This window comes from Thauera sedimentorum (assembly GCF_014489115.1).
In the GTDB taxonomy this organism is placed as follows: domain Bacteria; phylum Pseudomonadota; class Gammaproteobacteria; order Burkholderiales; family Rhodocyclaceae; genus Pseudothauera; species Pseudothauera sedimentorum.
The window spans coordinates 337,388-355,618 of the sequence record NZ_JACTAH010000001.1; the positions used below are offsets into that span (position 1 = coordinate 337,388).

An 18,231-nucleotide genomic window follows, 5' to 3' on the forward strand; every position below is an offset into this window, starting at 1 on the left:
AGGGCGCGGCTCAGCGCCCTTCCAGGCGAAACACGATGGGCACCCGCAGCCAGCTGTCCACCGGCTGGCTGCCGCGTCTTGCCGGCTCGAAGCGCCAGTGGGCGACGGCATCGCGCGCCGCACGGTCGAGCCGCGGGTGGCTGCTGCTCTCGGCGATCTCGATTTCCGCCGCACGTCCGGAGGCCAGCACGTGGACGCGCAGCGTCACCTGGCCTTCTTCCCCCCGGCGTCGCGCGGCGGCGGGATAGCCGGGCGGGGGATTGTGCAGGTAATCGGCGTCGTAACGTGCGGGCGCCAGGGTCTCCGCCTGTTGCCGGCTGGTCGCTGCCACTGCGCTGGTAGTGGGGGCCGGGGCTTGGTCGGCGGGCGGTTGAACCTCTGTTGCCGGATCGGGGGCGGATTCGCCGGGCGGCCGGGCGGCGTGGTCCTCAGGGACCGGTACCACCGCGGCCGGTTCCGGCGCTTGCCGGGGCACGACAGGCGCGTGGCTTGCCGCAGTCGTGACCGGACGGGCGTTCTGCGGCGGCGGTAGCGGACGTGGCTTGGGCGCCTGGGCGGACGGCTTGGGTTTGACGGGTTCCTGCGCTGGCCGGGGGGGCAGGCTGGGCGTCGCCGTCGGTTGGGCGACCGGTGGCGTGAGCAGCTGGACGCTCACCACGCTCTCGGCAGGGCGCGCCTGGGTCAGTGGTTCATCGCCCAGGCCCAGCCAGGCCAGGCCGGCCACGTGCAGGCCTGCGACCAGCGCAAGCCAGCCCCATTGCAGCGGCGGCAGCACGGTGGCGCCATGGGCGCCGCCGGAGGACAGCAGGGAGGGCGTGGGGTTGTTCATCTCGGCCCGCGGAACCAGACTATTGCGCGGGCGGACACGGGCACGAGGCTCGCGACGCGCAGCCGACCCGCAGCGCTTCACACACGGCCGGTGCATGGCGCCGGGCCGCATCATTGGAAGGCCGGTCTCCGGGCTCGGCGCGGAAGGTCTTTCCAGCGCCATACCGTTGCGGGGGCAGCACAGGCCTTGCACCTGTTTCCCGATTCTCCTTCGCGGCGACAGCCGGCGAAGGCACCTTCTATTCAGCGCTGCATTATAGGCGGTGCAGGCTTTCCCGTATAATTTCGCCCACTTTTTCCATGGGAGGGTTGTGTAATGGGCTTCGAAAACGTCCCCGCCGGCAAGGATGTGCCGAACGACATCAACGTCATCATCGAGATTCCGGCGCAGGCCGATCCGATCAAGTTCGAGGTGGACAAGGACAGCGGCGCGGTCTTCGTCGATCGCTTCATGGGCACCTCCATGCGCTACCCGATCAACTACGGCTACGTGCCGCACACCATCGCCGGCGACGGCGACCCGGTGGACGTGCTGGTGGTCACCCCCTTCCCGCTGCTGCCGGGCGTGGTGATCCGCTGCCGTCCGGTCGGCGTGCTGAAGATGGAAGACGAGTCGGGCATGGACGCCAAGGTGGTGGCGGTGCCGGTCTCCAAGCTGACCCCGCTGTACGACAAGGTGCAGACCACCGACGACCTGCCCGAGCTGCTGATGAAGCAGACCGTGCACTTCTTCGAGCACTACAAGGATCTCGAGCCGGGCAAGTGGGTCAAGGTGCTGGGCTGGGGCTCGGTGGACGAGGCCCGCAAGGAAATCACCGACGGCCTGGCCAACGCCGCCAAGTGATCGCCGTGGCCCGGTGAACGCCGGGCAGCAGGATGGAAGGCCCGCCGCGTGCGGGCCTTCGTGCGTCTACGGCCCGCTGCGGAAGGGCGAGCGTTCGGCCAGTTCGTCGAGGTAGAAGCGCACGCCCTTGCGTTCGCGCGCGAGGAAATCGTCCACCGCGTCGCGGAAGCGCGGATCTGCGATCCAGTGCGCCGAGCAGGTGGGTACCGGTTCCAGGCCGCGCGAGAGTTTGTGTTCGCCCTGCGCGCCGCCTTCGAAGCGCGACAGTCCCTGTGCGATGCAGTAGTCGATGGCCTGGTAGTAGCACAGCTCGAAATGCAGGAAGGGCAGCGCCTCGGTCGCGCCCCAGTAGCGCCCGTAGAGCGCCTCGCGGTCGCACAGGAAGAACGCGGCGGCGACCGGTTCGCCCTGCCGTTCGGCGACCAGCAGGCGCACCCCGCCGGGCAGGGCGGCCGCCAGCGCCGGGAAGAATGCCGGGGTCAGATAGGGCGTGGAGCGGTGCAGCGCGTAGGTGAGGCTGTAGCAGCGGTGGAAGAAGGCCCAGTCGGCTGCGCTCGCGCCGTGGCCGTCGAGCCAGCGCAGGCTCAGCCCGTGTGCGGCGGCGCGGCGGCGTTCCTGGCGGATCTTCTTGCGCTTGTCGTGGTTGAGCTGGGCCAGGAAATCTTCGAAGTCGCGGTAGCCGGCGTTGCGCCAGTGGAACTGCACCCCGTGGCGCAGCATCAGCCCGGCTTCGGCCAGCCAGGGGGCTTCTTCATCGGCGGGAAAGAGCAGGTGGAAGGACGACAGGCCGCTGTCGGCAACCGTGTCCAGCACCGCGGCGAGCAGGGCCTTGCGGTCTGCGCCGCTGTGGCCGAGCAGGCGTGCGCCGGGGATGGGTGTGAACGGCACCGCGGCGAGCCACTTCGGGTAGTAGGCCAGCCCGTGGCGGGCATAGGCTTCCGCCCAGGCCCAGTCGAACACGTATTCCCCGTAGGAGTGCTGCTTTTCGTAGAGCGGCATCGCGGCCACCAAGGTGCCGTCGCGCCACAGCGTCGCGTGGCGCGGCAGCCAGCCGCTGCGCCCGCCCACGCAGCCGGTGGCCTCCAGTGCATGCAGGTAGGCGTGCGACAGGCAGGCCTGCGAGCCGGCCAGCGCGTCCCAGTGGGCAGCAGGCAGGTCGCTCAGTCCGTTGAGCAGGCGAAAACGGTCCGCCAAGTTGGTGCCTCCGCGCAGTCGCCCAGTTATTGTGCAACTGCGCAAATCGTTTCCGGGTCAGAGGGTTGGGTGAGCTGTTCCGCTCTTATCCACAGGCTTGCCCACCTTGTCTGTGCAATACTGCATCGCAAGGTCGGCGCGCCGGAAAGGCGGATCACACGGTATAGTTGCGGCCCATGAATACCACGCTTTCGATCGCTGTCGCACAGCTCAATTTCACCGTTGGCGACCTCGTCGGCAACGCCGACCGCATCATCGACGCGCTGGCGCGCGCGCGCGCCGAAGGTGCCGACCTGCTGCTCACCCCGGAACTGGCGCTGTCCGGCTATCCGCCCGAAGACCTGCTGCTGCGGCCGGACTTCTACCGCGCCTGCGCGCGCGAGATCGAACGCATCCTGCCGCATACCCAGGGCATCACCCTGGTCCTCGGCCATCCCGAGGAGCGCGGCCGGCAGCGTTTCAACGCGGCCTCGGTGATCCGCGACGGCGTGGTGCAGGCGGTGTATCACAAGCTCCTGCTGCCCAACTACGAGGTCTTCGACGAAGAGCGCTACTTCGATCCGGGCATGGCGGCGTGCGTGTTCAGCCTCAAGGGCGTCAGCCTGGGCGTGAACATCTGTGCGGACGTATGGGAGCCGGGTCCGGCCGAACTGGCCCGCAAGGCCGGGGCGCAGGCGCTGCTGGTGCTCAACGCCTCGCCCTATCACATGAACAAGCAGGCCAGCCGCTATGAAGTGCTGCGCGCCCGCGTGGCCGTCACCGGCATGCCGGTGCTGTACTGCAACATGGTCGGCGGGCAGGACGAACTGGTGTTCGACGGCGCCTCCTTCGCGCTCGACGGCAAGGGAGGGCTGGCCTGGCAGGTGCCGTCCTTCGACGAGCGGGTGGACGTGGTGCGCTTTGCCGAGGGGCGCTGGTTGCCGGGAGCCAAGGCCGAGCCGCGCACGCTGGAGGCCGAGGTCTACGAGGCGCTCAAGTGGGGGGTGCGCGACTACCTGGGCAAGAACCGCTTCCCTGGCGCGATCATCGGCCTGTCCGGCGGTATCGACTCCGCGCTGACGCTGGCGGTTGCGGTCGATGCGCTCGGCGCCGAGCGGGTGCGCGCGGTGATGATGCCCTCGCCCTACACCGCGCAGATGAGCCTGGACGACTCGCGCGAAATGGTCCGCCGGCTGGGCGTGCGCTACGACGAGATCCCGATCGAGCCGGCGATGCAGGCCTTCGGCGGCCTGCTCGCGGAGCAGTTCGCCGGCCTGCCGGCCGACACCACGGAGGAGAACCTGCAGAGCCGCATCCGCGGGATGATCCTGATGGCGCTGTCCAACAAGACCGGCGCCATCGTGCTGACCACCGGCAACAAGAGCGAGATGGCCACCGGCTATGCCACGCTGTACGGCGACATGGCCGGCGGTTTCGCGGTGCTCAAGGATCTGTACAAGACCTTCGTGTTCCGGCTTTCGCGCTGGCGCAACACCCAGGGCGAGGTGATCCCGCCCAACATCATCGCCCGCCCGCCATCCGCCGAACTCAAGCCCGACCAGACCGACCAGGACACGCTGCCGCCCTACGACGTGCTCGACGCGATCATCCAGGCCTACATGGAGCGCGACGAGTCGCCGCGCGAGATCATCGCCGCCGGCTATCCGGAAGAGGACGTACGGCGCACCGTGGCGATGCTCAAGCGCAACGAATACAAGCGCCGCCAGGCGCCGGTGGGCATCCGCGTGACCCGCCGCGGCTTCGGCAGGGACTGGCGTTATCCGATAACATCGCGCTACCAGGACGAATTCTGAGCGCCGGCGGCCGACCGCCCGGCGAGCCCGCAACCGAACAATGAGGATTTCCCGATGAAGAAGATCGAAGCCGTCATCAAGCCCTTCAAGCTCGACGAGGTGCGCGAGGCGCTCTCCGAAGTGGGCATCACCGGCCTGACCGTGACCGAGGTCAAGGGCTTCGGCCGCCAGAAGGGCCATACCGAGCTGTATCGAGGCGCCGAGTACGTGGTGGACTTCCTGCCCAAGATCAAGGTCGAGATCGTCATCGGCGACGACCTGGTGGAGCAGGCCACCGAGGCTATCATCAAGGCCGCGCGTACCGGCAAGATCGGCGACGGCAAGATCTTCGTGATGCCGGTCGAGCAGGTGGTGCGCATCCGCACCGGCGAGACCGACGAAGCGGCGATCTGAGCGCCGTTCAGCGTCAGGCTCCATTCGTAGGAGCGGCCTTGGCTGCGATGAGGCGTGCGGAAAACGAAGGCTGCAATCGCGGCCAAGGCCGCTCCTACACGCCCTGAGTCTTGTCCCGGGCGCCGCCCGGCGCCCGCAGCAACACCAGCAGCGCACCGGAACCGCCGGCATGCGGGCCGGCCTGGCAGAAGGCGAGGATCTCCTCGCGCTGCGCCAGCCAGCCGCGCGAGAGCTGCTTGAGGATCGATACCCGTCCCGGCGATCCCAGTCCCTTGCCATGAATCACCCGCACGCAGCGCCGCCCGCGCTGCAGGCTGGCCTGCAGGAAGCGGCCGAGCGCCTCGCGCGCCTCGTCGCGGGTCAGGCCGTGCAGGTCGACTTCGCCCTGCAGCACCCAGCGCCCGCGACGCAGGTCGCTGAGAACACGGCGCGGCAGACCGGGGCGCAGGAAGGCGGCTTCCTCGCCGATGTCCAGGCGATCTTCGAAACTGAGCGGGGTGTGCAGCGACTCGTGCAGCGTGGCCGACTCGTCGGCGTGGCGGCGCAAGGGCAGGGGGGGCGGTGGCGTGGCGCCGGTCTCCACGCGCGCGTGGCGCGCCGCCAGCGGCTGGACTTCGCTCATGGCGCTGCGAAACAGCGCGCGTTCGTCGGCGCTGGGGCCAGTGGGAGGCGGCGGCTCCTCCGCCGGGGCGGGTGGGGCGGTCTGCTTGTGGCGGTCCCGGGCTGCTTCCCAGGCGCGCATCAGCGGACTTTGCGGCTTCTTGCGCAGCGCCTTCAGGTCGGCGAGGGCGCGCAGCGGCGCCGGCTGCGCGTCGCCGGCCGCCGCCGCGGGCCGTTCCGGCGGGCGGGGGCGGGCGCGGCGCGACATGACGGGACTCAGCTCACGTTGCCGAGCGCATCCAGGTAGCGTTCGGCGTCGAGCGCGGCCATGCAGCCGGTGCCGGCCGAGGTGACCGCCTGGCGGTAAATGTGGTCCTGCACGTCGCCGGCGGCGAACACGCCGGGAATGCTGGTCTGCGTGGCATTGCCCTCACGTCCGCCCTGGGTGATCAGGTAGCCGTTCTCCATCTCCAGTTGACCTTCGAAGATGTCGGTGTTGGGCTTGTGGCCGATGGCGATGAACACGCCCTGCAGGGCGACGTCGCGGGTGGCGTCGGTCTTGAGGTCGCGGATGCGCATCCCGGTCACGCCGGTGTTGTCGCCCAGTACCTCGTCCAGCGCGGAGTCCAGGGCCAGCTCGATCTTGCCGGCGGCGACCTTCTCCATGAGCTTGTCGACCATGATCTTCTCGGCGCGGAACTTGTCGCGCCGGTGCACCAGGGTCACCTTCTTGGCGATGTTGGCGAGATACAGCGCCTCTTCCACCGCGGTATTGCCGCCGCCGATCACCGCGACGTCCTGGTTCTTGTAGAAGAAACCGTCGCAGGTGGCGCAGGCCGACACGCCGCGCCCGGAGAATTTCTCTTCCGAGGGCAGGCCGAGGTACTTGGCGGTGGCGCCGGTGGCGATGATCAGCGCGTCGCAGGTGTACTCGCCGGCGTCGCCGATCAGGCGGAAGGGGCGCTCCTGCAGCTTCGCGGTGTGGATGTGGTCGAAGATCATCTCGGTGTTGAAGCGCTCCGCGTGCTTCTGGAAACGCGCCATCAGGTCCGGGCCCATCACGCCGTCGGCATCGGCCGGCCAGTTGTCCACCTCGGTGGTGGTCATCAGCTGGCCGCCCTGCGCAAGCCCGGTGATCAGCACCGGGTCGAGGTTGGCGCGTGCGGCGTAGACGGCAGCGGTGTAGCCGGCCGGGCCGGAACCGAGGATGAGCAGGCGGGCGTGCTTGGTGGTCATGGTGGCGTTGCCTTCGGTCGTGTTGCGGATCGCGGGATTATAGCCGAGCGTCCGCACGCCCCGTTCAATGGGGGTGATAGCTTCATGCGATCACAATTCTTCAATCGCCGGAGTGGCGGCTATTTTTTAGTGGCGCCGGGATTGTCGTCCGTCATAGATGTTCGTCTATACTCCGTGACACCGATCACGCTGCAGCCATTGTTTCGCAGAGCATGCCCCACGGAGACCTCATGAGCCAGCCGACCGCCGTTTCCACCATCGCCTTGAAGACCTTCTCCCTGTTCCAGGGCTTGTCCGACGAGGTCCTCTCCACGGTGGCGCACTGTTCGATGATGCGGCGCTTTCCGCGCGGGCAGGCGGTGGTGCTCGCAGGCGACCGCAGCGACTTCGTTTATTTCGTGCTGACCGGCAGCCTCAAGGTGGTGGTCAGCGACGAGGACGGGCGCGAGGTGATCCTGTCCATTCTCGGCCAGGGCGAGTTGTTCGGCGAGATGGCGATCTTCGGCGAGCAGCCGCGCTCGGCCTCGGTGGTGGCGGTCACGCCCTCCGACCTGGTGATGATCCCCAAGCAGGATTTCCGCCAGATCATGAAGGACAACTTCGAGGTCGCCTGGCGCATCATGTGCAATCTGGCCGAGCGCCTGCGCAACGCCGACCGCAAGATCGAGAGCCTGGCCCTGATGGACGTGTACGGCCGGGTGGCGCGTCTGCTGCTGGAAATGGCCGAGGAACACGGCGGCGAGATGATCGTGGTGCGCAAGATCTCCAAGCAGGACATCGCCAAGATGATCGGCGCCTCGCGCGAGATGGTCAGCAGGGTGATGAAGGATCTCAGCGTCCAGGGGCTGATCGAGGAAGGCGAGCGCGGCATCGTGCTGCGCGAGCGCCTCAACGACGTCTGAGCGCCGGCCCGGCGGCATGTCCGGGTCGCCATTGTTACCGCCGGCAACCGTGAGGGTGAGGGAAGGCCCGTTCGCATATAATCGGCTGCCGACCCTGCCACCGGATTCGCCCGGCGCCCCTTTCTGATGCTGTCCCGTTCCGCTTCACGTTCCCAACCGCTTCCCGAGAAGATTTCGCTCCTGCTGCAGGAGGCGAAGTGGCTCGCGCTCGGCGTGCTGTCGCTGTACATCGGCCTGATCCTGCTCGGCTACAGCAAGACCGACCCGGGCTGGTCGCATGCGGCCGAAGTCGCGCGCGTGAGCAATCCCGGCGGGCGCTTCGGCGCATGGCTGGCGGACCTGCTGTTCTACCTGTTCGGGCTCTCCGCCTGGTGGTGGGTGATCTTTCTCGGATACGGGCTGGCCTGGGGTTTTCGCCGTTTGCGCCATGCCTACCAGGCGGACCGGCGTTCCTTCTTCATCGTCCTGGCCGGTTTCTTCGTGGTGCTGCTGAGCAGCAGCGCGCTCGAGTCCCTGCGTTTCCATACGCATGGCGCCGCGCTGCCGCTGGCGCCTGGCGGGCTGGTCGGCGTGGAACTGGGCGCCGCGGTGCAACGCTATCTGGGTTTCACCGGCGGCACGCTGATGTTGCTGGCCCTGCTCGCCTCGGGCCTGTCGCTGTTCTCCGGCATCTCCTGGTTCACCGTGATCGAGCGGGTCGGTCTGGGACTGGAGCAGGCCTGGTTGGCTGCCCAGCATGCCTACTACACCTGGCAGGACCGTCGGGCCGGCCGCGAACTCGCGCAGAAGCGCGAGGCGGTGGTCGAGACCAAGCGTCGCAAGACGGTGGAGGCGCCGCCGCCGCAACTGCGCATCGAGCCGGCGGTGGTCGAGGTGCCCAAGTCCGAGCGCGTGCAGAAGGAGCGCCAGCAGACCCTGTTTGCCGACCACGCGGAAGGCGGGCTGCCGCCGCTCGCGCTGCTCGACGAACCGGCCGGCAACGGCGAGCCGCCGTCGGCCGAATCGCTGGCCTTCACCTCGCGGCTGATCGAATCCAAGCTCGGCGAGTTCGGCGTCGAGGTCAAGGTGCTGGCCGCCTATCCGGGCCCGGTGATCACCCGCTACGAGATCGAGCCGGCCACCGGGGTAAAGGGCAGCCAGGTGGTCAATCTGGCCAAGGATCTCGCCCGCGCACTGTCGCTGATTTCCATCCGCGTGGTCGAGACGGTGCCGGGCAAGTCATGCATGGCGCTGGAACTGCCCAACCCCAAGCGCCAGACCGTGCGCCTGTCGGAGATCGTCGGCTCCAAGGTCTTCCACGACATGCATTCGCCGCTCACCGTGGTGCTCGGCAAGGACATCGGCGGCCTGCCGGTGGTGGCCGACCTCGCCAAGATGCCGCACCTGCTGGTGGCCGGCACCACCGGTTCGGGCAAGTCTGTGGGCATCAACGCGATGATCCTGTCGCTGCTCTACAAGAGCGAGCCCGAGCGGGTGCGGCTGATCATGGTCGACCCGAAGATGCTGGAGCTGTCCATCTACGAAGGCATCCCGCACCTGCTCGCGCCGGTGGTCACCGACATGAAGCACGCCGCCAACGCGCTGAACTGGTGCGTGGTGGAGATGGACAAGCGCTACAAGCTGATGGCCGCGGTCGGCGTGCGCAACCTGGCGGGCTTCAACAAGGCGGTGGCGGAGGCGGCCAAGGCCGGCGCGCCGCTCACCAATCCGTTCTCGATCACCCCGGAGAGCCCGGAGCCGATCGAGCAACTGCCGCACATCGTGGTGGTGGTGGACGAGCTCGCCGACCTGATGATGGTGGCGGGCAAGAAGATCGAAGAGTTGATTGCCCGCCTGGCGCAGAAGGCGCGCGCGGCCGGCATCCATCTCATCCTTGCCACCCAGCGCCCCTCGGTGGACGTGATTACCGGCCTGATCAAGGCCAACGTGCCGACCCGCATCGCCTTCCAGGTCTCCAGCAAGATCGACTCGCGCACCATCCTCGACCAGATGGGCGCCGAGGCCCTGCTGGGCATGGGCGACATGCTCTACCTGCCGCCGGGCACCGGCCTGCCGGTGCGGGTGCACGGTGCCTTCGTTGCCGACGAGGAAGTGCACAAGGTGGTCGAACACCTCAAGAAGATGGGGCCGCCGGATTACGTGGAAGGCATCCTCTCCGCGCCCGAGGACGACATGGAGGCCGCGCTGGGCGGTGGCGGCGGCGAGGGCGGCGACGAGGCCGATCCGCTCTACGACCAGGCCGTCGAAGTGGTCGTCAAGACCCGGCGGCCGTCGATCTCCCTGGTGCAGCGCCACCTGCGCATCGGCTACAACCGTGCCGCGCGCCTGATCGAGCAGATGGAGCGCGCCGGACTGGTGAGCGCCATGGGCAGCAACGGCAACCGTGAAGTGATCGTTCCGCCCAAGGAGGGCGACTGAGATGTTTCTTCCTAGACGCGCGGCACTCGCTCGCCTGGCGGGCTGTGCCGTGCTGGCCGTGGCGGCGGCGCTCCCCGCGGGCGGTGCGCTGGCGGCCGACGGCATCGCCCAGCTGCGGCGCTTTGTCGCCGAGATCCGCCATGCGCAGGGCGAATTCGAACAGACCGTGCATTCGACTTCCGGGCGCAAGCCGCAACAGGCCAGCGGGCAGTTCGCCTTCTCCCGCCCGGGGCGCTTCCGCTGGAGCTACGACACTCCCTACCAGCAGCTGCTGGTGGGCGACGGCGAGCGCCTGTGGTCCTGGGACCGCGACCTCGCCCAGGTCACCGTGCGGCCGCTGGGCGATGCGCTCGGCAGCACGCCGGCCGCGGTGCTGGTCGGCAGCAGCGATTTCGAATCGGCCTTCGAACTCTCCGACGGCGGCGCCTCCGACGGCCTCGCCTGGGTGGTGGCGCGCCCCCGCCACGCGGACAGCGGCTTCGAGTCGATGCGCCTGGGCCTGGCCGACGGAACGCTGCGGCGCATGGAGATGCGCGACAGCTTCGGCCAGAACACGGTGATCGTATTCACCCGCCTGGCCGCGGTCGGCGCCATAGACCCGCAGTTGTTCCGCTTCACGCCGCCGCCCGGGGCCGACGTGATCGGCCAGTGACGCCGGCACGACGATGAGCGACCTGTTCGAGGCGCTGGAGCCGCCGCGCGTACCCCTGGCCGAACGGCTGCGTCCGAAGACGCTGGACGAGGTGGCCGGTCAGCAGCACCTGCTGGGGCCGGGCAAGCCGCTGCGTCTCGCCTTCGAATCCGGCAAGCCGCACTCGATGATCCTGTGGGGGCCGCCGGGCGTGGGCAAGACCACGCTGGCGCGCCTCATGGCACAGGGTTTCAACGCGGAGTTCGTTGCGCTCTCGGCGGTGTTCTCCGGCGTCAAGGAGATCCGCGAGGCGATTGCCCAGGCGCAGGCCGCCAAGGCGCGCGGGCGCCACACCATCCTCTTCGTCGACGAGGTGCACCGCTTCAACAAGGCCCAGCAGGACGCCTTCCTGCCCTTCGTGGAGCAGGGGCTGGTGACCTTCATCGGCGCCACCACCGAGAATCCGTCCTTCGAGGTCAATTCCGCGCTGCTGTCGCGGGCCGCGGTGTACGTGCTCGAATCGCTGGACGCCGAGGCGATGCGCGGGCTGTTCGAGCGTGCGCGTGCAGCCGCCTGCGCGGAGCTGCCCTTCGACGATGACGCGCGCGACCGCCTGGTCGGCTTTGCCGATGGCGACGCGCGCCGGCTGATGAACCTGGTCGAACAGCTCCAGGTGGCGGCGGAAACCGCCGGGGTCGATACCGTTTCCGCGGACTTCGTCGACCAGGCGCTGTCGCGCAACCTGCGTCGCTTCGACAAGGGCGGCGAGGCCTTCTACGACCAGATCTCGGCGCTGCACAAGTCGGTGCGCGGCTCGCACCCGGACGCCGCGCTGTACTGGCTGTGCCGCATGCTGGACGGCGGCGCCGATCCGCATTACCTGGGGCGGCGGCTGGTGCGCATGGCGGTGGAGGACATCGGCCTGGCCGATCCGCGCGCGCTGGAGATCGCGCTCAATGCCTGCACCACCTACGAGCGCCTGGGCTCACCCGAAGGCGAACTCGCGCTGGCGCAGGCCACGGTGTTCCTGGCCAGCGCGGCCAAGTCCAACGCGGTGTACAAGGCCTATAATGCCGCCCGTGCCTTCGTGGCCGCCGACGAGTCGCGCCCGGTGCCCTTGCACCTGCGCAACGCGCCGACCCGGCTGATGAAGGAACTGGGCTACGGCAAGGCCTACCGCTACGCACATGACGAACCCGAAGCCTACGCCGCGGGGGAGAGCTACCTGCCCGAGGGCATGGCCGAGCCCGGCTGGTACCGGCCGACCCCGCGCGGGTTGGAGGCGCGGATTGCCGAAAAGCTCGCGAGGCTGCGCGAACTGGATGCCGCTGCGGGCGAGCCGTCCGACGAGGACGGGCCGCCGTCGCGACGCAGTCGTTGAGGCAGGGGCGGGCGTGTCAGTGCTGCAGGGGATGGTCGGCCATGAAGCGTGCGCAGAGGTTGCGCGCCTGTTCGGCCTTTTCCAGATCGCCGCGCTCGGTGGCGCGCTCGATCAGGTCGAGCATGTAGTTGGTCAGCAGCAGCACCCCTTCGGGGGTCTGCACCAGTCCGCAAGCCATCTGCGCGGCCGCGGCGTCGGGGATGTCTTCATGTTCGGCGATCAGTGCCACTTCGTCTTCGGTAAGATCGCAGTAATCGAGGCAGTCCCGGATAGATAGCATCTGTTTCTCCTCCTGTTCTCTGGGGCCGTCTGCGCGGCTTGCTCAACATCTTAAGCCTATGTGATCGGGAGCCGTTTGCAAGAAATGTTTCGCCATGCAATGTGATGCAAGCGATTGTTTTGTTTAATTAAATTTGTGCTGTGCGACATGAGTTCCCGTGCTCTGGAAAGGCTTTGCAAGCATGGGGATGGCGTACGATATTCAGAGCCGGCTTCAGCTCCCGGCGCCATGTCGATGAATTGAAAGACTATCCGGAAATCTTCCCATGCTCGATGTACAACTTCTCCGTTCCCAGTTCGACCAGGTCGCCCAGCGACTCGCCACCCGCGGCCTCACCCTGGATGCCGCCGCCTTCCAGGCCATGGAAGACGAGCGCAAGCGCCTGCAGACCCGCACCCAGGAGCTGCAGGCGCGGCGCAACGCCCTGTCCAAGGAGATCGGCAAGCTGAAGGGCCGCGGCGAGGACGCCTCTGCGGTGATGGCCGAGGTCGGTCAGCTGGGCGACGAACTGAAGGCCTGCGAACAGGCGCTGCCCGGCCTGCTGGAACGCATCGGCGAGTTTGCCGCCGGCCTGCCCAACCTGCCGCACGAGAGCGTGCCGGAAGGGCGCGACGAGAGCGCCAACGTCGAGGTGCGCCGCTGGGGCACGCCGCGCAGCTTCGAGTTCGCGCCGCGCGACCATGTGGACCTCGGCGCGCCGCTGGGGCTGGACTTCGAGACCGGCGCGCGCCTCTCGGGCTCGCGCTTCACCTTCATGCGCGGGCAGATCGCCCGCCTGCACCGCGCGCTCGCGCAGTTCATGCTCGACGTGCAGACCACCGAGCACGGCTACACCGAGTGCTACACGCCCTACATCGTCAATCGCGAGGTGCTGGTGGGCACCGGCCAGCTGCCCAAGTTCAAGGAAGACATGTTCTGGGTGCTGCGCGGCGGCGACGAGGAGGGGGCCGAGCAGTACCTCATCTCCACCTCCGAGATCCCGCTGACCAACACGGTGCGCGAACAGGTGCTGCCGATGGATGCCCTGCCGCTGCGCTTCACCGCGCACAGCCCCTGCTTCCGCTCGGAAGCGGGCAGCGCCGGGCGCGACACCCGCGGCATGATCCGCCAGCACCAGTTCGACAAGGTCGAGATGGTGCAGATCGTGCACCCCGAGAAGAGCTACGAGGCGCTCGAGGAGATGGTCGGCCACGCCGAGGCCATCCTGCAGAAGCTCGGCCTGCCCTACCGCGTGGTGGCGCTGTGCACCGGCGACATGGGTTTCTCGGCGGCCAAGACCTACGACCTGGAAGTGTGGCTGCCGGCGCAGGACACCTACCGCGAGATCTCCAGCTGCTCCAACTGCGAGGACTTCCAGGCCCGCCGCATGCAGGCGCGCTTCAAGAACGCGCAGGGCAAGAATGAGCTGGTGCACACCCTCAACGGTTCAGGGCTGGCAGTCGGTCGCACGCTGGTCGCTGTGCTGGAGAACTACCAGCAGGCCGACGGTTCGATCGCCATCCCGTCCGCGCTGGTGCCCTACATGGGCGGCGTGGAAGTGCTGCGCGCCGCGGGCTGACCGCGCCACGCGCTCAGTCGTTGCGGCTCAGTCTCAGGCCGCGCGGCTGCAGCGGCGGCACGTAAGGCGGTTCGATGCGGGTGAGGATGTCGTAGTAGTTGCGGATGTTCTCGGTCATGATCACCGCCTCGCCGCCGCGTGCCGCACCCGCCTTGAGGCGCGCAGCGTATTCCGGGCGGGAGAGCAGCGGCAGCACCGTCTTCAGGCCCCACCACGAAGTGTGGTCGCGCTTCATGGTGCGTGCGATCGCCCGGGCGCCTCGCAGGTGGCCCATGCCCAGGTTGTAGGCGGCGGTGGCCATCCAGGTGCGGTCGGGCTCCTCGACCTCGTCGGGCAACTGGTCGCGCAGCATCGCCAGATAGCGCGCGCCGCCCAGGATGCTGTCGCGCGGCTCCAGGCGGTCGCGTACCCCGAGGCGGTCGGCGGTCTCGACGGTCAGCATCATCATGCCGCGCACCCCGGTGCGCGAGGTGGCCAGCGGGTCCCACTGCGATTCCTGATAGGCCAGTGCCGCCAGCAGGCGCCAGTCGATACCCGTGCGTGTCTGGGCTTCCTGGAAGTGCGGGCGGTAGAGCGGCAGGCGCTCGCGGACGCGGCTGAGGAAACCGTTGATGTCCGAGTTGCGCAGGCGGCGTACATGGCCGAAATAGCGGTCGGCCACACGGGCCAGCTGGCCGCTCTCGCTCGATCCGGCGAGAAATGACTCCACCTCGCCGGCCAGCGGGTCAGCCGGTTCCAGCGGCAGCGCCCAGGCGATGTGCGACTTCAGCGGGAGATCCCAGGCTACCGTGAGTTCGGGAAAGACACGCTGGGCGATGGCGAAGTGCAGCCGGTCGGTCGCCACCAGATCCAGTTTGCCCTCCGCAGCCTGCTCCAGCAGGGCCTGGTCGCCGTCGGCCACCGGTACATGCAGGTTGAGCCCGAGGACGCGCTTGCGCAGGCGCTCAAGCTTGTCGACCGGTAGCGAGCCCCGCCGCGCCGACACCATGCGCCCCGTCAGTTCGGCCTCGCTGCGGATCGTCCCGCGCTCCGCGCGTCCAACCAGCACGTAGTCCACCTCGCGCAGTGACGCCGACCAGCGCAGCGGCAGGAGGTCGTTGCGTGCCAGCCCCGCGGCCGCCAGATGCACTTCGCCGTCGATGACCGCGCGCAGCATCTGCGTCACGTCCGGATAGACGATGAAGCTGACCGGCACCTGCAACCGCTCGCCGAGTTCCAGCAGGAGATCGTGCTCGAAGCCGGAGCTGCCTTCCTCGTCCTGGCGGAAGGAGATGGCGTCGTGACGGGTCGCCACGCGCAGTTCGCCCAGCGTGCGGAAGTCCGGGATGCGCGGCGCATCCGCGGGAGTACAGCCCGTGAGCAGGGCGGTAAGCAGGATCAGGATCGGCAGTCGCACGGGCTCTATCCGAATGTCGGGCGACGCGATTGTCTGTGAGCATGCGGATCCGGGCAACCGCGTAAGTCAAATTTAGACGGCGGTGGCGTGTCGCGACGGGCACTTGTGCGCAGGCAGTGCTATATTAGCCGGCTCTAAATTAAGGAGAGCTCCTCATGTCCGGCAAGTCCTTCGTGCAGATCACCAACGACGTTTCCAAAGCCCTCGAGGCCTTGCGTGCCGAGGCGCCCGAAACCATGCAGGGTTTCGGCGCCATGGCCAAGGGAGCCCTCAAGGAAGGTGCGGTTTCGGCCCTGCACAAGGAGCTGATCGCGCTCGCCATCGGCGTGGCCTCCCGTTGCGACGCCTGCATCGGCTTCCACGTCAAGGCGCTGATCCGCCTCGGGGTGACCCGCGAGCAACTGATGGAAACCCTGGCCGTGTGCGCCTACATGGGCGGCGGCCCCACCCTGATGTACGCGGCCGAAGCAGTGCGTGCCTACGAGGAACTGCTGCCGCGTACCGCCAAGGCCAGCGCGACCGCCTGAGGCAGATGAAGGTGTTGCGGGGCTGGTGCAATTCGCCGAGCTTGTGCGTATAATGCGCCCTCCCGCAAATGCGGCATGTGCGGGAAAGCGGAGAGGTACCGAAGCGGTCATAACGGCGCCGACTCGAAATCGGATGGTCAGGGAAACCTGGCACGGGGGTTCGAATCCCCCCCTCTCCGCCATGTCTTCGTAAGCTGTTGAAGTTAAGGAATTCGCCTTTAGAGCAAGGCGTTTTTACCCAGAACTTCTACACAACGCTTATACACATTGGCAGAGTTCAGCTTCATGAGCTTCCTAGCTCCCTATACTCGGGATCAGGAACTTCAAAGCGATGCCAATGCTCCCCACCGGGCTCCAACGCCACCGCACTTCCGGCACGTACTACCTTCGCCGGCGTATTCCGACTGACCTGCTCAGCTGCTACCGCGGCAGAAAAGAGGTCGTCTTCTCGCTCCGAACCAAGGACTACCGCACGGCGCTCGAACGGCACCGTAACGAAGAGTCGCGTCTGACCGCCGAGTGGAACCAGAAGCGCCAGCACTTGGCCGACAGCGCTGCGCGCGAACAAGTCCAGGCGCTTGTTCGTATCGACGCCCTGACACCCGAAGCCATCGACGCCATCTGCAAGCATGCGGAGGCGGCCAGCCTTGCCGGTGACGAAGCGCGGCGTGAAAGCGAGACGCCCTACACGCTCGAGGAGATCGAGGACTACCGGGGCGGGTATGCCGAGGCCAACTCCCTCCTCAAGGCCGCAGTGGCCCTTGGCGACCATGACTTCCTGCGCGGCCCGCTCGAGCAGTTCCTGCAACTCTACAGGTACCGGGTCAACGCCTCTGATGCCGAGATGCGGCGACTGGCGCTGGCCTACGGCCGTGCAGCCATTCGGACGAACGAAAAGCTGCTGAACCGCTACGAGGGCAAGGACGAGCCCACGCCGACGCTAGCCCGTCAGCTCGGCACGCCGATGCTATCGGAGGTCACCCAGGCCTATCTCGAGTACTACAAGAAGCTCGACAAGCCGGCGATGCTCCGCAAGGTCAATACGGTAATGCCCCTGTTGCTAGATATCGTCGGTGACAAACCGATCGGCTCACTCAGGCAAACCGACCTCGAAGACTACTTCGAAGCGGTCCAGCGTCTGCCGCCGCGGTGGAAGGATGTTTGTCGTCAGGAGGGCATCTCTGCCCGTGAGCTTGCCGCGCAACACCGCGCTGAAATGAGCAAGGGCACGTTCGACGGCACCTATCTCGCCGCCATGGCCCCCTTCCTAAGGTACTGTCGCCGCAAGTGGCAGGACCAGGGATGGCCCATGAGCCTCACCACCGAAGGCGTCCAGTACATCGGGACCCGCAGGGAGTCCGAAGGCGGGCAGCGTCATTTCGAGCAGGATGAACTCAAGCGCCTCTTTGAGGGTGCCGAGATGGCCGCCTTTGCGCGAGACACCTCGCAGGCGCACAAATTCTGGCTTCCGCACCTTGGCCTGTTTACAGGAGCTCGGGTCAACGAAATCTGCCAGCTCAATCCCCAGACTGATATTCGTGCGGATGTTCGATCCGGCGTGTGGTTCCTCGACATCACCGACGACTCGGAGAGCCACAAGCACGTCGAGAAGTCGGTGAAGACGGCAGGGTCCAGACGCAAGGTTCCGATTCACCCGAAGCTGCTTGAGCTCGGATTCCTGCAGTACGTCGAGCGCGTCAAGGCGCTGGGTCATACGCTGCTCTTTCCCAACTTCACACCGGTGGCCGGCAAGGCGTCACCCAAGGCCAGGTTGTGGTTCAGCAATTTCCTGCGCGACATCGGCCTGCGGGACGAAACACCCAATGCCCGTATTGTCGGCATGCACGCTTTCCGTTCCACGCTTCTTCACCAAGCGATGGTGCAGGGCGTGGTCAATGCCGAGGCGATCACAGGCCACACCAGCAACGTCACCAGCATCGAGAAGATTCAGGACGGGCAGCTGGACCAGGATGCCTCGCCTGTGGTGAAGAAGTACCGCGGAGAACTGCCTGTGGACAAGAAGCTGGAAATACTGGCACGCATTGCCTACGACATCGCGTTCCATCTTCCGGCCGCGCCAGGGGTGGCTGACTAGCTCTGTGCGATTGAGCGCCGCCGCGAGCTGCATGCGCTCAGGGTTGGGCAGCCAGCGTTGTGCCTAGAGCAGAGGCAATCACTGCTCGTGGTAGCGCGAATAGCCAGCGAATCATGGCGTCTCAACGGAGGAACGACCGATCTTCGGTCTGAACG

General features: G+C 67.3%; 16 protein-coding genes, 1 tRNA gene and 1 riboswitch. Of the genes, 11 read left to right on the forward strand and 6 right to left on the reverse strand.

Features of this window, described 5'->3' with window-relative positions:
* Nucleotides 1-10: 10 nt before the first annotated feature.
* The gene (locus tag IAI53_RS01495; RefSeq protein WP_187716397.1) at nt 11-829 is read right to left on the reverse strand and encodes an energy transducer TonB; all 819 of its coding nucleotides are present in this window, start codon (nt 827-829) and stop codon (nt 11-13) included.
* A 102-nt stretch (nt 830-931) separates the two neighbouring features.
* Nucleotides 932-1,083: riboswitch (cobalamin riboswitch) on the reverse strand.
* Between the two features lie 61 nt (nt 1,084-1,144).
* On the opposite strand from IAI53_RS01495, the gene ppa reads away from it, so the two are divergent.
* Nucleotides 1,145-1,672, forward strand: coding sequence for an inorganic diphosphatase (gene ppa, locus IAI53_RS01500; protein WP_187716398.1), 528 nt, complete (start codon nt 1,145-1,147; stop codon nt 1,670-1,672).
* A gap of 66 nt (nt 1,673-1,738) precedes the next feature.
* Here ppa and IAI53_RS01505 read toward each other — a convergent pair whose 3' ends face one another.
* Nucleotides 1,739-2,866: a GNAT family N-acetyltransferase gene (locus IAI53_RS01505; protein ID WP_187716399.1), complete on the reverse strand. Its 1,128-nt coding sequence runs from the start codon at nt 2,864-2,866 to the stop codon at nt 1,739-1,741.
* A 176-nt stretch (nt 2,867-3,042) separates the two neighbouring features.
* Here IAI53_RS01505 and IAI53_RS01510 point away from each other — a divergent pair, with 176 nt between their 5' ends.
* Both IAI53_RS01510 and IAI53_RS01515 read left to right on the forward strand, forming a co-directional pair.
* Nucleotides 3,043-4,659 (forward strand): NAD+ synthase, encoded by a 1,617-nt coding sequence (locus IAI53_RS01510; RefSeq protein WP_187716400.1) that lies wholly within the window; start codon nt 3,043-3,045, stop codon nt 4,657-4,659.
* A 54-nt stretch (nt 4,660-4,713) separates the two neighbouring features.
* Complete coding sequence (locus IAI53_RS01515; RefSeq protein WP_187716401.1) at nt 4,714-5,052, forward strand: P-II family nitrogen regulator; 339 nt, start codon at nt 4,714-4,716, stop codon at nt 5,050-5,052.
* Between the two features lie 94 nt (nt 5,053-5,146).
* Here the strand turns inward: IAI53_RS01515 and IAI53_RS01520 are convergent, their stop codons facing one another.
* Both IAI53_RS01520 and trxB read right to left on the reverse strand, forming a co-directional pair.
* On the reverse strand, nt 5,147-5,920 hold the full coding sequence (locus IAI53_RS01520; protein ID WP_187716402.1) for a Smr/MutS family protein: 774 nt from the start codon (nt 5,918-5,920) through the stop codon (nt 5,147-5,149).
* Nucleotides 5,921-5,928: 8 nt separating this feature from the next.
* Nucleotides 5,929-6,888, reverse strand: a complete 960-nt coding sequence (gene trxB / locus IAI53_RS01525) for a thioredoxin-disulfide reductase (RefSeq protein ID WP_187716403.1) — start codon at nt 6,886-6,888, stop codon at nt 5,929-5,931.
* A gap of 230 nt (nt 6,889-7,118) precedes the next feature.
* On the opposite strand from trxB, the gene IAI53_RS01530 reads away from it, so the two are divergent.
* From IAI53_RS01530 to IAI53_RS01545, 4 genes are all read left to right on the forward strand, one after another.
* Nucleotides 7,119-7,790 (forward strand): Crp/Fnr family transcriptional regulator, encoded by a 672-nt coding sequence (locus IAI53_RS01530; RefSeq protein ID WP_187716404.1) that lies wholly within the window; start codon nt 7,119-7,121, stop codon nt 7,788-7,790.
* 126 nt (nt 7,791-7,916) lie between these two features.
* Nucleotides 7,917-10,208, forward strand: coding sequence for a DNA translocase FtsK (locus tag IAI53_RS01535; RefSeq protein WP_187716405.1), 2,292 nt, complete (start codon nt 7,917-7,919; stop codon nt 10,206-10,208).
* A 1-nt stretch (nt 10,209) separates the two neighbouring features.
* Nucleotides 10,210-10,860, forward strand: a complete 651-nt coding sequence (gene lolA / locus IAI53_RS01540) for an outer membrane lipoprotein periplasmic chaperone LolA (RefSeq protein ID WP_187716406.1) — start codon at nt 10,210-10,212, stop codon at nt 10,858-10,860.
* 13 nt (nt 10,861-10,873) lie between these two features.
* Entirely contained in the window at nt 10,874-12,220 is a 1,347-nt protein-coding gene (locus IAI53_RS01545) for a replication-associated recombination protein A (RefSeq protein ID WP_187716407.1), read from the forward strand.
* Between the two features lie 16 nt (nt 12,221-12,236).
* On the opposite strand, the gene IAI53_RS01550 is transcribed toward IAI53_RS01545, so the two are convergent.
* Nucleotides 12,237-12,500, reverse strand: coding sequence for a hypothetical protein (locus IAI53_RS01550; protein ID WP_187716408.1), 264 nt, complete (start codon nt 12,498-12,500; stop codon nt 12,237-12,239).
* 265 nt (nt 12,501-12,765) lie between these two features.
* Between IAI53_RS01550 and serS the strand changes: the two genes are divergently transcribed.
* Complete coding sequence (gene serS, locus IAI53_RS01555; protein ID WP_187716409.1) at nt 12,766-14,058, forward strand: serine--tRNA ligase; 1,293 nt, start codon at nt 12,766-12,768, stop codon at nt 14,056-14,058.
* A gap of 13 nt (nt 14,059-14,071) precedes the next feature.
* On the opposite strand, the gene mltF is transcribed toward serS, so the two are convergent.
* Nucleotides 14,072-15,454 (reverse strand): membrane-bound lytic murein transglycosylase MltF, encoded by a 1,383-nt coding sequence (gene mltF / locus IAI53_RS01560; protein WP_187716410.1) that lies wholly within the window; start codon nt 15,452-15,454, stop codon nt 14,072-14,074.
* Nucleotides 15,455-15,609: 155 nt separating this feature from the next.
* Between mltF and IAI53_RS01565 the strand changes: the two genes are divergently transcribed.
* The 3 genes from IAI53_RS01565 to IAI53_RS01575 all read left to right on the forward strand — a co-directional run bounded on the left by IAI53_RS01565 (nt 15,610) and on the right by IAI53_RS01575 (nt 18,076).
* Nucleotides 15,610-15,981 carry a carboxymuconolactone decarboxylase family protein gene (locus IAI53_RS01565; protein WP_187716411.1) on the forward strand — a complete coding sequence of 124 codons (372 nt, stop codon included), beginning with the start codon at nt 15,610-15,612 and terminating at the stop codon, nt 15,979-15,981.
* 89 nt (nt 15,982-16,070) lie between these two features.
* Nucleotides 16,071-16,163 (forward strand) — tRNA-Ser (locus IAI53_RS01570).
* A gap of 149 nt (nt 16,164-16,312) precedes the next feature.
* Entirely contained in the window at nt 16,313-18,076 is a 1,764-nt protein-coding gene (locus IAI53_RS01575; protein ID WP_187716412.1) for a site-specific integrase, read from the forward strand.
* Nucleotides 18,077-18,231: the final 155 nt, after the last annotated feature.

Excerpts from the sequence above, each read along its gene's own strand:
- IAI53_RS01530 (WP_187716404.1), top strand. The coding sequence starts at position 7,119 with ATGAGCCAGCCGACCGCCGTTTCCACCATCGCCTTGAAGACCTTCTCC.
- serS (WP_187716409.1), top strand. The coding sequence starts at position 12,766 with ATGCTCGATGTACAACTTCTCCGTTCCCAGTTCGACCAGGTCGCCCAG.
- IAI53_RS01515 (WP_187716401.1), top strand. The coding sequence starts at position 4,714 with ATGAAGAAGATCGAAGCCGTCATCAAGCCCTTCAAGCTCGACGAGGTG.
- IAI53_RS01520 (WP_187716402.1), bottom strand. The coding sequence starts at position 5,920 with ATGTCGCGCCGCGCCCGCCCCCGCCCGCCGGAACGGCCCGCGGCGGCG.
- IAI53_RS01535 (WP_187716405.1), top strand. The coding sequence starts at position 7,917 with ATGCTGTCCCGTTCCGCTTCACGTTCCCAACCGCTTCCCGAGAAGATT.
- IAI53_RS01545 (WP_187716407.1), top strand. The coding sequence starts at position 10,874 with ATGAGCGACCTGTTCGAGGCGCTGGAGCCGCCGCGCGTACCCCTGGCC.
- IAI53_RS01550 (WP_187716408.1), bottom strand. The coding sequence starts at position 12,500 with ATGCTATCTATCCGGGACTGCCTCGATTACTGCGATCTTACCGAAGAC.
- lolA (WP_187716406.1), top strand. The coding sequence starts at position 10,210 with ATGTTTCTTCCTAGACGCGCGGCACTCGCTCGCCTGGCGGGCTGTGCC.
- IAI53_RS01495 (WP_187716397.1), bottom strand. The coding sequence starts at position 829 with ATGAACAACCCCACGCCCTCCCTGCTGTCCTCCGGCGGCGCCCATGGC.
- IAI53_RS01575 (WP_187716412.1), top strand. The coding sequence starts at position 16,313 with ATGCCAATGCTCCCCACCGGGCTCCAACGCCACCGCACTTCCGGCACG.
- trxB (WP_187716403.1), bottom strand. The coding sequence starts at position 6,888 with ATGACCACCAAGCACGCCCGCCTGCTCATCCTCGGTTCCGGCCCGGCC.
- IAI53_RS01565 (WP_187716411.1), top strand. The coding sequence starts at position 15,610 with ATGTCCGGCAAGTCCTTCGTGCAGATCACCAACGACGTTTCCAAAGCC.
- ppa (WP_187716398.1), top strand. The coding sequence starts at position 1,145 with ATGGGCTTCGAAAACGTCCCCGCCGGCAAGGATGTGCCGAACGACATC.
- IAI53_RS01510 (WP_187716400.1), top strand. The coding sequence starts at position 3,043 with ATGAATACCACGCTTTCGATCGCTGTCGCACAGCTCAATTTCACCGTT.